This window comes from Citricoccus zhacaiensis (genome assembly GCF_014645315.1).
Classification (GTDB): domain Bacteria; phylum Actinomycetota; class Actinomycetes; order Actinomycetales; family Micrococcaceae; genus Citricoccus; species Citricoccus zhacaiensis.
Map to the genome: position 1 here is coordinate 537,188 of NZ_BMLQ01000001.1, position 14,001 is coordinate 551,188.

Sequence of the window (14,001 nt, forward strand, 5' to 3'; positions counted from 1 at the left end):
CTATCGACTCCCCGTGCTGGTGGAGCGGTGGCGGTTGTTGCGCGGCGATTCCGCGGCGGCCCTGAGGCTCGAGGTCACCCGGCGGTGCTCGTCCTCGGTCATGGAGTGGAACACCGGCAGGATCAGCGTGTTGTCGGTGAGCCTCTCGGTCATGGGCAGGGGTATGACCAGGCCCGAGTGTCCGGCATAGGCGCCTTGGCGGTGGGCCGCCATGATCCCCCGCCGGGCGGAGATCCCGTCCGCCGCCAGCCACTCGAGCAGTTCCTCGCGGTTCAGCGGGAAGTCGGGCATGACCTCGATCCAGAAGGACTGGAAATTGGAGGTGCCGTACTCCGGGTCCGTCACGTAACGCAGCCCGGCCACGGTGGACAGCACGGCCCGGTAGTCATCTGCCAGGGCACGGCGCCGGCGGACCATCTCCGGGAGCTTGCCCAGCTGGACCAGGCCCATGGCAGCCTGCAGGTCCGTCATCCGGAAGTTGAACCCCACTTCGGGGTAGCCCTCCTGGACGGGCAGCACGGAGGTGTGCCGCTCGGCCGCGGACACGTCCATGGAGTGCTCCCGCAGCCGCCGTGCGCGGGCGGCCCACTCGGGATTGTCCGTGGTGAGCATGCCGCCCTCGCCAGTGGTGAGCAGCTTGCGCGGGTGGAAGGACCAGGCGGTCACATCGGCCCCCACACCCACGGGGTATCCGCGGTAGGTGGAGCCCGCACCGCAGGCTGCGTCCTCGACCAGCGCCAGGGAATGCCGGTCGCACAGGGTCCGGATCGGGTCCAGGTCCACGGGGACGCCGCCCTGGTCCACGGCGATCACAGCAGTGGTCCGGGGGGTCAGCACGGCGTCCAGGGTCTCGGCGGTCACGTTGCCCGTCATCAGGTCCACGTCCGCGAACACGGGACGGGCTCCCACGTAGGTCACCGCATTGGCCGTGGCGATGAAGGAGAAGGAGGGGACGATGACATCGTCGCCGGGCTGCACCCCCGCCACGAGCAGGGCCAGGTGCAGTGCGGTGGTGCAGGAGGACGTGGCCACGCCGTGGGACACCCCGTGGGCCGTGCTGAAGGCCCGTTCGAACTCGACGGTCCGGGGCCCCTGGGCGACCCAGCCCGAGGCGATGACCCGGGAGACGGCTTCGGTCTCCTCCGGGCCCAGCCAGGGCTTCATCACATCAATCCGGTTGCTCACGTCGGCACCGACTCCCCAGACCAGTTCGTTGCGGAGACTTGGTCCAGCAGCTCGTCCGGACTCTTGCCGCAGGTGCGGAACCACTCGACCAGATCGCTGATCCCAGCCGAGAAGTCCTGGGTGGGGCGCCATCCGGTCAACTCGGTCATCCGTCGGTTGTCCACGATGAGCCGCCGAACATCACCAGGGCGATCCGGCAGCACCTCGGGCACCAGATCGGAGCGTCCCACGGCCTCCGAGATGAGCTCGCACAGGGATCGCATACTGACCTCCTGCCCCGTGCCGAGATTCACGGTCTCGCCCACCGCATTTCCGCACTCGGCCAAGGCCATCAGACCGGCAGCTGTATCGAGTACATGCATGAAATCCCGGGTCTGCTCCCCGTTGCCGAACAGCACCGGAGCCGTTCCTCCCAGGAGCCGGACGATCGTGCGTGGGATGATCTCGCCACTGTCACCCTCGTGGTGGCTGCGTGGCCCATAGGTGTTGAAGGGGCGGGCCACGATGGTCGGTACACCGTATGTTCGGTACATCGCCCGGGAATTCGCCTCACCGGCGAGCTTGCCTGCCCCGTAGACGGTCTCCGGCCAGGTCGGATGGCGTTCATCCATGGGCGCGTACTGGGCTGTGCCGAAGACCTCACTGCTGCTGACGTGAACGAGGAGTCGAACCCCGGCGTCACGGGCAGCCAAGCCGACGGTCAGGGACCCCTCAGCGTTGACTGCATGGTTCTCCTCAGGGGAATGGAGACTGTGCCGAACGCCCAGGCAGGCGAGGTGGAAGATGACGTCGGCATCAGTACAGACCGCATCCATCGCCTCTCTGTCCCGGACATCGGCAACCTTCAGCGCGAATCTCTCATCGCCATGCCAGTGCTGCACGTTGTCCTCTGAACCGTTGGCGAGATTGTCAACCACCGTGACGGCGGCCGGAGTCCGGTCTCTCAGGAGCGCATCCACGAGGTGGCTTCCGATGAAGCCGGCTCCGCCGGTGACGACAATCCGGGCACCGTCAAGGGTGCTGCTGTCAGTGGACGGGACAGTTTTCACAGTGCAGACTCCATCGATGTGTTCTTGGCGGCACCAGAGGAGATGCCCCCGCCCATCAGGGTCTTCGCCCCGCCAGCGGCCAGGGAGGCGCTGGCGGCCTCCAGCACGGAGAGCACCCGCAACGCGGAACTGCCGTCAGTGGGCGCCGGCTGGTCCTTGCGGATGGCCTCGGCGAAGGAGGTGACCATCAGGCCCAGGGGCTCGAACTCGGACAGTGCCGGGGACCAGGTGTCCCCCAGGCGGTAGGAGATGGCCGCGCCCTTGCGCGAGGCCGCGTCCCCGAAGACCTGTTCCTGGCGGCCCAGGTCCACGCCGCGGTCGAAGACGCTCAGCCGCTGCTGCGGGTTCAGGTCGTCCCAGACCAGGGTCTTCTTGCTCCCGCCGATCACCATCTGCCGGATCTTGGTCGGGGACAGCCAATTGACGTGGACGTGGGCCAGGGCACCGTTGGCCAGCGGCAGGGTCAGGTAGCCCACGCAGGACTTCCCGGAGCGCAGCGGGTCAGCCCCCTGGGCCGAGACGGACACCGGTTCCAGGCCGCCCGGGAGGATGAAGTCCAGGATGGAGAGGTCATGCGGGGCCAGGTCCCAGAAGACGTCCACGTCCGGCTGGACCAGGCCCAGGTTGATGCGGACGGAGTCCACGTAGAGGATCTCACCCAGCTCGCCGGCGGCGATGAGCTCACGGATCTTGAGCACGGCCGGGGTGTAGCAGTAGGTGTGGTCGGCCATCAATACGGTCCCGGCGGCACGGGCGGCCTCCACCATCTCGCGGCCGCGCTTGGTGGTGTCCGCCAGGGGCTTCTCCACCACCACGTGCTTGCCGGCGGCGATCGCCTGCATGGCGATCGCGTGATGGGTGCGGGCCGGCGTCGCGATGGCCACGGCGTCCACCTCGTGCTCGGCGAGCAGCTCGTCCACGGAGGTGACCACGGCCGGCTCGCCGGTCTTCCGGGCCAGCTCCTCGGCCCGCTCGCGGTCCATGTCACAGATGGCGACCAGTTCCCAGTCCGAGCTCATGGCGAAGTTCCGGGCCAGGTTGGGGCCCCAGTAGCCGGCGCCGACGACGGCGACGCGGAGGGCGGGGTTGACGGTGGAATCGGCGGCGATACTCATCAGTACGCTCCTTCGGGTTGGATCATGACCTTGAAGGTGCGCCACATGATCTGAAGATCGCCCGTGACGGACCAGTTCTCGACGTAGTAGAGATCGAGGCGGACGCTTTCGTCCCACCCCAGGTTGGAACGGCCGTTGATCTGCCACAGACCGGTGAGTCCGGGCTTGATGAACAGCCGGCGGCCCTCGTGGCCGGCATACGCAGCCACCTCGTCCGGCAGCGGGGGCCGGGGGCCGACGAGTGACATGTCCCCCTTGAGCACATTCCAGAACTGCGGCAGCTCGTCCAGCGAATGGTGCCGGAGCCGGGTGCCGATCCGGGTGACCCGGGGGTCGTCCTTCAGCTTGAACAGCGGTCCGGCTCCCTCATTGGCGAGGACGAGCGCGGCCTTCTGCTGCTCGGCGTCCGCCCTCATGGTGCGGAACTTGTACATCCGAAACGGCATTCCGCGGCGTCCGGTGCGGGTCTGGGCGAAGAGCACCCCTCCGGGAGAGTCCCGGTGGATCATCAACGCGAGGGCCCCGAAGAGGGGCAGCATCAGCAGCAGCGCCACGGCGGAGACAGTGATGTCCATGGTGCGCTTGACCAGGTGGCGCCCCCCGTCGAAGGTGGGTTGCGCCACGTGCATCAGCGGCAGTCCCTCCACGGGGCGGACGCTGATCCGTGGGCCGGCCACGTTGGTCAGGGAGGACACCAGGATCAGCTCGGCCCGGGATTCCTCCAGGGACCAGCCGAGATCACGGATGGCCTGGTTCCCACCGGTCAGCGCCCCGGCCACGATCACGGCGTCGGCCTGCAGGCGTGCCACGGCGGAGGTGACGTGGTGGACGCCGAGGAAACTGGGGGCGTGGCGGGAGGCGAGGGAGGTCGCCTCCTCGTCCTCCGACGTGGCCTCTCCGTCCAGGACCACCCCGACCACGCGGTAGGCGCCACCGGACTTCCGCTCGATCTGACGCAGCACGTACTGCACGTCGGCCGGTTGGCCGACCACCACGACGTCGGACAGCGCGCAGCCGTGGATGCGCCGCCGATGCAGCCACACACGCCAGAGCCACCGCCCCGTCAGCAGTCCGGCCAGCCCGGCCGGGAAGGCGATGAGCAGGAAGTACCGACCGCCAGTTCCGCCCACCAGCAGGGCCAGGATCGCGTAGAGGCCAGCGGTCGCCGCAGTGGCGTCGAGGACCCGCTTGTACTCGGTCGCCCCCACGGCCATGCTCCGTGCCGAGCGTGTCCGGAACAGTTGCAGCATGCCCACCCACAGCAGTGCCACGAGGCCGGCCACCACCACGGCGGGCCGGTCCGGGTCCGTGAAGGACAGTGCGGAGACATGACCGCCCACAGCCGTGGCCAGGACGACCAGGACCACGTCGGTCACGAGCACACTGCGCCGGTAGCGGTCCCGCCAGTAGGTCGCCGGGACGGTGCCGGTCAGTTGGAGCGTGGCCGGTCCGTTCACGGTGCCGCCGGGGGCGGCGATGCTGTGTCTGCCGGCAGTCCCGATTCCCCAGAGCGTGCGGAAGGGGCGGATGGCGCGAACGGCGTTCCGCAGGGATGAGCGCCGAGAGGACCCCGGTGCCGTGCCGGCGGCGAGGTGGTGCGGTGTGATCACGCGTTCGGTGGCGTGGGACATGATCACATCCCAAACCCATGCCGGCGCGCGGCGGCAACGAAGTACTGCATCGGATCTCCCACCGGGGGTTGGTGCGGGAGCCACCCATGAGCGTGGCGACGGACAGTGACCGTTCTGGCGGGTCGGGGGGATGGCCTGCCGTTCGGACACCTTGAGCGTAGGTTCGGGGACCCCTGTCCCACACCCGTAGCGGCCTACTCGATTCGCTTCCGTGGACCGCGTGCGGGACACCTGCCCGCTCCCTACGAGTACCCGGCCCCCACGTGGAAAGACGCCGGCCACACTGGTCCGGCCGTCAACGCGAGAGGCACCCTCCCCTCAGGTGGGGGCGGGTGCCTCAGGTGGTCCGGAATCCGGACATGCTCGTGCTGCGATTCAGAACTGGAGGTCCCGCAGCTCGGATCGGTCGGCGATGCCCAGCTTGGTGAACACCCGGTACAGGTGTCCTTCCACGGTCCGTTGGGAGACGAAGAGCTTCTCTGCCACGGCGGCGTTGCTCAGTCCCTGGGCGGCCAGGTCCACGATCTCCTGTTCGCGTGTGGTCAGCTCGCCCAGAGCCAGGGCCCCGGCGATGTATGGGGGGAAGTCGAGGCCGGACCGGACCTGCAGATGCTTGAGCCGCCGGAGTGCCTCCCCCCGGCGGCGCAGGTCGCCGGCCCGGTGGTGGAGCAGGATCAGCCGGGACCAGCAGAGGGCGGCCGGCAGGACCTCCCCGGAGGCAGCCGTCTCCTCAGCGGCCTCAGCCAGTCCACGCGGGTCCCGCGCCAGGGAGGGGTCCAGAGCCCGGGCGATCCCCGTTGAACGCGGTCCCTGCGTGACCGTGGCGATGCCGTGCAATTCCTCGAGCAGGGCCTCGTCCAGGTCCACGGGGTCCCGCAGCAGGATGAGGCTGAACAGGATCTCCTGCCGGATGACAGGGTCCTGCTTCAGCCGCGGGTCATCGAGGATCCGGCGCCACAGCGGTGGTCCCTCGTCCGCGGCATCGGGATTGCGGTCCTCAGCGATGCTGAACAGGGCCAGGGACATCAGCCACCGGCTCTCCGGGCCGCAGGGCGTTCCCGCCGCACGCTCCTCGGCGGTGGGACTGGGCAGGCCCACGGTCACGGCGGCCCGCTGCGGTGCCAGCAGGGCCTCGGCGAGCGGGAGCATCTGGACGGGATCGTGATGGCGCAGCTCAACCACGGCGTCCTCCAGCCACGCGGAGGCCTGCACCGGCACCCCGTCGCCGGTCTCGACCAGGTGGTGCAGGATCAGGACGGTGCCGGACCGCTCATGCCACTGGCGTGGTTCCAGGCCCCGCTGGCCCTGCAGGACGGCCCTGGCCCGGTCTGTGTATCCGGCCGCAGTGTAGGCGAGCACCAGGTACACCAGGGCGTCCAGTCCGAACCGGGCTGAGAAGACCGGGACCGTGGCCGCCAGCTCGAAGGCCCGCTCCGCGGCCGGGATGGCCGCATCCGGCTTTCCGGCCATGGCGAGGGCATCGGCCTGCATGAGCAGCATGATGGCCCGGGTGAAGTCCGTGGTCTGCGGGTCGTCCACCAGGCGCTGGGCCTGCTCCAGCAGTTCGGGCCGGTGCAGGTGGACGGCGTCATGGACCAGCATGTCCACCAGCGTGGCCAGTGACGGCGGGGTGGCGGTGTGCTGCGGCAACCGCTCCCTGAGCTCGGTCATCAAAGCCGGCAGGGCAGCCCAGGGGTTGGCCGCATCCCCGGTCCGCACCCGGTTCAGGGCCATCAGGCTGAGAGCCTCCAACCTGAGGTTCGGATCCGTGGTCCGGACCGTCAGTTCCTCGAGCTCCGTGCTGGCCGCCCAGGTCCGTCCGCCCACGAGCATGAGCTCGGACACGAGCAGGGCCGCCCGTGGATCCTGTGACTCGGACAGGAGGGGGGCCATGGCGCGGGCGGTGGGCCAGTCCTGGGCCTGCAGGGCGCGGTAGCCGGCGTCCATGATCTCGCTGAGCGGCACGGGCTGTCCGCATTCCAGCGCCCAGAGGACGCTGCGGGCGGTCCGGTGCTCTGCTGCATTGCCGCCCGCGGCCTGCCACCTCTTGTACAACTCGTAACTGCGTCCCGGCGGGATGCGGGTCCGCAGCACCTCGGCATGGATGGCCGCGGCCGGGCCCACCGTGTTCGGGGAATCTCCCTCGCGGAGGAAGCCGGCGTCGAGCAGGTCGTGGACGTGCTCCCCCGCGACCGTCCGCAGGAGGGACCTCGGCGCCCATCCGGCCAGGGCCACCAGATCGAGGGTCTCGCGTTCGCCCGGCAGCAGGGAATCGTGCATGGCCTCCACCGTGTCGATGAGCCGTCCGTCCGGATCCGGTGCCGCCCGCAGCAGCATCCACGGTGCTTGCCTCCCCGGGAGCGCTGCCCCCTTCGGAGTCCGCACGAGAATCCCCTGGTCATGGGCGGAGGCCAGGTAGGCGTTGATCAGCCGGGGGTTGCCACCGGTCATCCCGTGGATGGTCCGCACGGCGGCCTCGGTCAGGGGCCCGTCAAGCACGCCCGTGCACTGCCGCCGGACCTGGTTCAGATCTGCGGGTTCCAGGTGGATGGTGCTCAGCACGCCGGTGTCTGCCAAGGCGGCGATGCCTGATTCGCGGCTCAGCGATCCGGTCCCGATCGTCAGCAGCGTTGCGGCCCGGTTCTGCACCAGCTGCGCCAGCACGAAGGCACTGGCAGCGTCGAGGTGCTGGACGTCCACCACCACGATGACGGGGTCCTGCCCGAACTGCTGCAGGGCGCGCAGCACCTCCACGGGCGTGGTGAGCTCTGGCAGCGCGGCGAGCAGCGGTGTCAGGGCGCCGTACGGCACCTCGCGCAGGTTGGGACTGCATTGGACGGTCTGCACGTCCGCCGTGCGTCCGCTGATCTCCAGTGCGGTCTGGACGAGGGACGACTTGCCCATGCCGGGCCCGCCGAGGATCACGGCACCGGCGAAGCGGTCGCCCTGCAGGATGTCCACCAGGATCTCGACTTCCCGCGTCCTGCGCGGCAGCGTCCGCGGAGGGACCCGCCGCCCCGGCGCCGCTGCCGTCATGATGCGTTCCGCTGCGGCGCGTGCGCGGCAGCCAGGCGGGTCAGTTCGGCCCGGCCTTTGAGCTGGAGCTTGGCGTAGATCTGGTACAGGTGTCCTTCCACCGTCCGGATGGAGATACCGCTGATCCGGGCGATCATGGCATTGCTCTTGCCTGCCACCACGAGCCGCGAGATCTCCTTCTCCCGGCGGGTCAGCTCGACCATCCAGTCCGGCTCTCCCTCCGGGTCCTCAGTCTCCGCGCCGCCCCTGCGCCCTGCGGCGGCCGCGGTCTCAGCCAGCCGCCGCATCTGGGCCTGCGGCAGGTCCTTCAGCAAGGGCGAGCTGATTCGTTCGAGGTGCGCCGCGTACCCCGCCGCCGCCAGCTGCTCCAGGGACCGGTACAGCAGGTCCTGATCGTCCTCGAGTACCGAGCCGGCCATCAGCAGACTCGACCCGGAGGTCCTCGTCTGGGTGCTGGCAGCCGTCTCGGCGAGCCGCGGTGCCAGCCAGGTCTCGCCGAACTGGAAGGCGCTGGCCACCGCGTAGAACTCCACGGCGTAGAGCCCGTCCGCGGCGGCGCGGTCCGCCAGTGCCAGGATCCTCGCTGTCCGCGCCCGGGTGGAGTGGATCTCGCCCGTAGACCAGGCCAGGAACAGTTCGGCCAACCAACCGAGCCGTCCCAAGGATGAGGCTGCCGCCGCACGAGGATGCCCCTCCGCCCGGGCGTCCAGCAGCCGCGAGGCGTCCACTCCGGACGGGTCGTTCCGGTCCGAGGCGCAGTAGGCCTGGATCGCCAGCGCCAACTGGAGGTCCTGGGGTCGGCCGGTCACCTCCAGTTGGGCCGCGGCGTGTGAGGCCCCCAGTGCGGCTCGATCACGGAAACCGGTCATGGCATCCAGGGCGGCGATGACGAGGTCGGCATACAACACCGCATGGGGGTTTCCATGCCTGCCGGCCAGGATGGCCTCGGCCAGTTCCCGGCACCGCTGGGTCTGGTCGCAGGTCAACAGCACGGTCAGCATGGAGTCCGCCACCACTGCCCGGTCGTAGGGGCTGAGCACGTCATTGATGATCCCGAGAGTCCGGAATGCGGTGAGTTCCCGGTCCAGCGAGACCACCAGGTCGAGGGCACCTGCCTGGTCGTCTGCCATGGCCAGCGCTTCGGCACGCACGGACCTGGCGCGGAAGTGGACGGCCTCGCCCGTGAAGTACGCCCCGCCGGCGTCGAGCAGCTCCGGACGGTGGTCGGCGGAGATCGTCTCCAAGCGGGACAAGGCCTCACGGAGGTCTCCGCGGGCCACGGACAGTGCCGCGGCCTGGACACCGAGCACGGCGGAGGACTGTTCCGGGGATCGGCGGATCACGGCTTCGGCGCCGTCCAGGTCTCCCACCACGGCCCGTGCCTGTGACTCTGCCCAGGCCAGGTGGATTCTGCCCGTCGCCAAGGAGGCCCGCGGGCGGCTGTCCGAGGCTCGGCCGACTTCGGAGAAGAGCGAGATGGCACCCTCGGCGTCACCGATGGCCACCAGGTCCTGGGCCGCACGGAGCACGCTGAGGTACCCGGGGTCGAGGGCCTCGAGCGTGCTGGACAGTTCGCGGTGACGGTCCGGCTCGATGGCTGCCAGGATCTCAGCCGCCTGGACGGAGGTCACCAGGGCCAACCGACCGCTGTGGTCATTCCTGATCTCGAGCACCCCGTCGTCCTCGAGGTCGTCCAATTCGGCGGCGAAACCCGTGTGGACGAGGTCAGCGACACGCATGGGCCCGCAGATCGCGAGCATCTCCAGCAGAGCTCGGTGGCGCACCGGCAGGTCACGCAGCACCGCGGTCGATGCCCCTCCGGAGGTGGAGCGGGGCAGCGGTCCCGGGGCGAGGACCCAGCTGGAGTCGATACGCCGCAGCTTCCCGGAGACCACGCAGTCCCGGGCCAGCTGCCGCAATCGATGGACGGATCCCGAGCTGTGTTGCCACAGCACCGTCGAGGCGAAGCGGGACACGGTTCCCCCGAGTACCTCTTCGAGCAGACCGTGGCTGGCCGTAGGGGTCAGCGGCCAGACCGTGATCCCGGTCAGGGCCCCCAAGCGGCGCAGGGCCGCCAGGTCAACGGGGACCTCCGTCGGCCGGTCACAGTGCACGATCAGGGTGATGCGGTTGATCTGGGACAGCTGGGCCAGGACGGTGATGGTGTCCGGGTCGATCTGATCCGCCTGGGACACGATCACGATGGCCGGCTGCTCTCCGGGCGAGCGCAGGTACTCGGCCAGCGCCCGGACCATGCCGTGGATCTGGGCCGGGGGTGCCTCGTTCAATCCCGAGAGCAGGATGGCCAGGGCTCCGTACGGGGTGGTCGCCGCGAAGGGGCTGCCATGGAGCCGGAAGACCGCCCGGTCCGGGCTGACCCCCGAAAGCGCCGATTCGATGGTCTCGCGGCGATCACCGAGTTCGCCGGTCACGATCGCCCCACCGGCACCGTGGCCGGTCAGGATCCTGCCGAGGGCCAAGGCCGCCTCGTCCGGGGACTCCATCCAGCGGCCGTCTGCTCCCGGGTCGAGCCAGGAGAGGTCGAGCGGTGCCAGGTCGGGGATGGCCGCGGCAACGGACGCCGACCGTCCGGTGAGGTTGATTCCCGGGGTGGGGCCGGGACGTCGGGGCTGGTCTTGCTCGTCTGAAGGGGGTTCGGTGACGAGCCGTTCGGGCGCGATGGACGGGGACGGGGTTGGAGACGGTTGCATGCTGTGAGCTTCCGGTTCAGAACAGTCCATCCGGAGGGGGATCCGGACTGACCGCCGGGTGAACGGTGGTCCAGGGGCGGGGATGCCTCTAGCCACCACATACTATGGAGCACCGGAATGGAGCGGAAGGTTCGACCACGGGAATCCGGTCTGCCGAGGTGAATTCAACCCTCAAACTTAACCCTTGACATCGAGCCGGAACGATGCATCGGCCAGTCTTCCGAGGCTTCTCCCGCTGACGAAGAGGCGGGCGTCCGCGCCGGGGGGCACGGCGCCGCGTGGTTCCGCCCATAGGATTCGAACCTATACTGCACAGCTCCAAAGGCTGGCGTGCTGCCGTTACACCAGGGCGGAAGGGTCGGCGTCGAACGGTCGTCGCGGACCGGCAACCTATTCTTCCACAGAGTCCGGACCTGCGCAGACGACGATCGCACACGCGGGTCTTCCATCGCTTGGAATCCACCCCGCCGAGAGCCTCCACCCCGGTCATAGTGGCCAGACGAGACTGCGGCAGCTGCCGCGAGGATGGAGGAAACCATGACGGCCGGGATCCTTGACCCCACCATCAGCAGTACCAGCAGGAGAGACAGGCCCGGCGGCCCGGTCCCCACCACGCAGTCGGTCGCGGCGCCTCAGCTGGGTACCCTTCGGGGCAGACGCGTGGGCCTGCTGGAGAACACGAAACGCAACGCCGCTGCCCTCCTGGATGCCCTGGGCGCCGTGCTGACGAACACGGACCACGTCGACCTGGTCCGGATGACGAAGCAGGATTTCGCCATGCCTCTGACCGAGGACGTGGTGGACGGGATCATCCGTGACTGCGATGTGGTGGTGATCGGCGTCGGTGACTGCGGGTCCTGCAGCGCCGCCGCGGTCGCTGACGGCATCGCATTGGAGCAGCGGGGAGTGCCCGTAGCGGTCCTGTGCACCGAGGCCTTCGAGGTCACCTCACGTGCCATGGCCGGACTCAAGGGGCGGCCGGACTTCCCGGTGCTCCTCATGCCGCATCCGATCGCCAATCTGACGGCCCGGGATCTGGCCGAACGCGGCCAGACGTTGGCGTCCCGGGTGCGCAGCCACTTCCTCGGCCCGGCCGCATGAGCCCGGACCTGGAGGAGCAGGCCGCTCAGGCGGGCACCACCGTCTCGGAGTCCCGGCTGGATCCGACCGCCTCCCGTGCCATGGCCGAGTACCTGTTCGACCGCGGGTGGTCGGACGGCCTGCCCGTGCTGCCGGCCACGCAGGAGGTGGTCGAGGAGTTCCTGCTCCACACCGACCGGGACCCGGACGAGATCCTGGCCGGACTGCCCCAGCTGGACCGCCACGCCACCGTCCGGGACATCGCCCTGCACGCCGCCATGGCCGGGTGCCGTCCGGAGTACCTGCCCGTTGTGCTGACTGCCTGGGAGGCCCTGTCCCATGAACGGGCCGCCCGAGGTGGCGGCTGGCAGTCCACCAGCGGACCGGCTCCCCTCGTGATCGTCAACGGCCCGATCCGCCACCGGCTGGGTGTCAACTCCACCGGAGGGGTGTTCGGTCCGGGGTTCCGGGCGAACATGACCATCCCACGTGCCCTGGGCCTGACCGTGCGCAATGGCTTCGGCGTGGTCCCGCAGCAATTGGAACAGGCGACCCAGGGGGTCCCGGGCCGCTGGTTCCACTGCGTGGGTGAGGATGAGGAATCCAGCCCCTGGGCCCCGCACAGCGCCGAGACCGGGGTGCCGGCCGGGCAGGATGCCGTCAGCGTGGTCCTGACCCGGACTAGCGAGTTCATCGACAACCGGTCCTTCCACAGCGCCGGGGAGTTCCTGCGGGACGTCGCGGACACCCTGCAGAGGATGGGCCCCTGGATCTTCCGCAGCAGTTCGGCCGTCCTCGTCCTGAACCCGGCCCATGCCCAGGCCCTCGACGACGAGGGCCTGTCGAAGCAGGACGTCCGCCGGTGGCTCGTCGAGCAGGCCGGTCACACCGAGGCAGATCTGGCCGCCGCGGGCAAGGGCCTGAGTGACCGACCCTTCGGGCCCTTCGCCCCGGACCACTTTCACCCGGCCATCACCGACGCCACCCCGGCCTCCCTGCCGATCCTGGTGGCCGGCTCCCCCAACGCGGCGATCTCCATGGTCGTCCGGGTGTTCAGCACCTGGTCGGGACAGTCCTTCCCGGTGCACTGAACCACAGACCCCACGCACCCGCAGATCTCCCATCCCCGTCATCTCGCTCGCAGCCCGTTCACCCCATTCGCCCCACTCACCCCGAACCCAGGAGCGCCACACCGTGTCCACCACCGCCCCCAGCACCACCAGCAGCACCAGCACCGGCACCCAAGCGGACGTCTGGTCCGCAGCCGTCCAGGACGAGATCGCCCAGGCGGAGCACACCCCCTGGCTCGCCGGCAAGACCGCCGTCGTCGCCGGCGGCGGCCTGAGCGGGCCCGAGGGTGGCGTGGGTTTCGCCATGGCCTGGCTCTTCTCTCGGGCCGGCGCCCGCATCGCGGTGCTGGACCGGGACCAGGAGGCGGCACAGCGGACCGTGGACGCCATCCGGGAGGCCGGCGGCCAGGCCAGCCGCTTCGCCGTGGACCTCACCGATGAGGCGGACGTCTTGGCCACCGTGGACCGGGTGCTGGCCGAGTACGGACCCATCGACGTGGTGGGCAATTCTGTGGGCGGCGGCGGCATCACCGGCATCTTCGAGACCTCCCTGGAGGACTACCAGCGCGCCTTCGACGTCAATCTGGGCACCGCGCTGCTGCTGATGCGCGCCGTGCAGCCCCACATGGCCGCCGGCGGGGCCATCATCCACGTGTCCTCCGGGGCGGTGGAGGGCCGTGGCCCCGGGCTGCCCTACACCCTGGCCAAGACGGCCCTCGAGAAACTGTGCGTCGGCGCGGCCGCCACCCTGGCCCCGCGGGGCATCCGCGTGAACTGCATCCGGGTGGGCATGATCTGGGGCGCCTTCGCCGCGCGCGGCATGACCCAGGAGCGCCGCGAGCTGAGGGCCCGCAGCGTGGCCCTGGGCACCGAGGGCACCGTCTGGGACATCGCCTCCGCCGCGCATTTCCTGTGCACCCCCGCCGCCCGGTGGATCACCGGCCAGGTCCTCCCCGTGGACGGTGGCGGGACGGTGGCCCCGAGCGCGGGCCAGGCCGGCTCCACATCCTGAGCGTCCCTGCCGGTCGGCACCGGTCCGCACCGGTTGGCACCGGTCTGCACCGGCCCGCTCCTGCCTCTCTGAACCTCTCTGGCTTCTGGCTTTCACCCGGCGGAAACCGGCC

Annotated in this window: 9 protein-coding genes and 1 tRNA gene; 3 read left to right on the forward strand and 7 right to left on the reverse strand. The window is 69.8% G+C overall.

The window, feature by feature from the left end; all coding sequences use genetic code 11:
- The 7 genes from IEX49_RS02330 to IEX49_RS02360 form a co-directional block, all read right to left on the reverse strand.
- Positions 1-1,164, reverse strand: a complete 1,164-nt coding sequence (locus tag IEX49_RS02330; RefSeq protein ID WP_188804226.1) for a DegT/DnrJ/EryC1/StrS family aminotransferase — start codon at positions 1,162-1,164, stop codon at positions 1-3.
- Between the two features lie 17 nt (positions 1,165-1,181).
- A complete protein-coding gene (locus IEX49_RS02335; RefSeq protein ID WP_188803765.1) occupies positions 1,182-2,234 on the reverse strand; it encodes a dTDP-glucose 4,6-dehydratase in 1,053 nt (350 codons plus the stop codon).
- The gene (locus IEX49_RS02340) at positions 2,231-3,349 is read right to left on the reverse strand and encodes a Gfo/Idh/MocA family protein (protein ID WP_188803767.1); all 1,119 of its coding nucleotides are present in this window, start codon (positions 3,347-3,349) and stop codon (positions 2,231-2,233) included. The genes IEX49_RS02335 and IEX49_RS02340 overlap by 4 nt, the downstream gene beginning before the upstream one ends.
- Positions 3,349-4,980 carry a sugar transferase gene (locus IEX49_RS02345; protein ID WP_188803768.1) on the reverse strand — a complete coding sequence of 544 codons (1,632 nt, stop codon included), beginning with the start codon at positions 4,978-4,980 and terminating at the stop codon, positions 3,349-3,351. Before IEX49_RS02345 ends, IEX49_RS02340 begins: the two co-directional genes overlap by 1 nt.
- Before the next feature lie 375 nt (positions 4,981-5,355).
- On the reverse strand, positions 5,356-8,016 hold the full coding sequence (locus tag IEX49_RS16990; protein ID WP_188803770.1) for a helix-turn-helix transcriptional regulator: 2,661 nt from the start codon (positions 8,014-8,016) through the stop codon (positions 5,356-5,358).
- Positions 8,013-10,727: a helix-turn-helix transcriptional regulator gene (locus IEX49_RS02355; RefSeq protein ID WP_188803772.1), complete on the reverse strand. Its 2,715-nt coding sequence runs from the start codon at positions 10,725-10,727 to the stop codon at positions 8,013-8,015. The genes IEX49_RS16990 and IEX49_RS02355 overlap by 4 nt, the downstream gene beginning before the upstream one ends.
- Positions 10,728-11,006: 279 nt before the next feature.
- A tRNA-Gln gene (locus IEX49_RS02360) sits at positions 11,007-11,081 on the reverse strand.
- Between the two features lie 183 nt (positions 11,082-11,264).
- On the opposite strand from IEX49_RS02360, the gene IEX49_RS02365 reads away from it, so the two are divergent.
- The 3 genes from IEX49_RS02365 to IEX49_RS02375 all read left to right on the forward strand — a co-directional run bounded on the left by IEX49_RS02365 (position 11,265) and on the right by IEX49_RS02375 (position 13,889).
- Complete coding sequence (locus tag IEX49_RS02365; RefSeq protein WP_188803774.1) at positions 11,265-11,828, forward strand: UGSC family (seleno)protein; 564 nt, start codon at positions 11,265-11,267, stop codon at positions 11,826-11,828.
- Positions 11,825-12,898: a hypothetical protein gene (locus tag IEX49_RS02370; RefSeq protein WP_229672096.1), complete on the forward strand. Its 1,074-nt coding sequence runs from the start codon at positions 11,825-11,827 to the stop codon at positions 12,896-12,898. Before IEX49_RS02365 ends, IEX49_RS02370 begins: the two co-directional genes overlap by 4 nt.
- Before the next feature lie 103 nt (positions 12,899-13,001).
- Positions 13,002-13,889: an SDR family NAD(P)-dependent oxidoreductase gene (locus tag IEX49_RS02375; protein ID WP_188803776.1), complete on the forward strand. Its 888-nt coding sequence runs from the start codon at positions 13,002-13,004 to the stop codon at positions 13,887-13,889.
- The last annotated feature ends 112 nt before the right edge of the window (positions 13,890-14,001 follow it).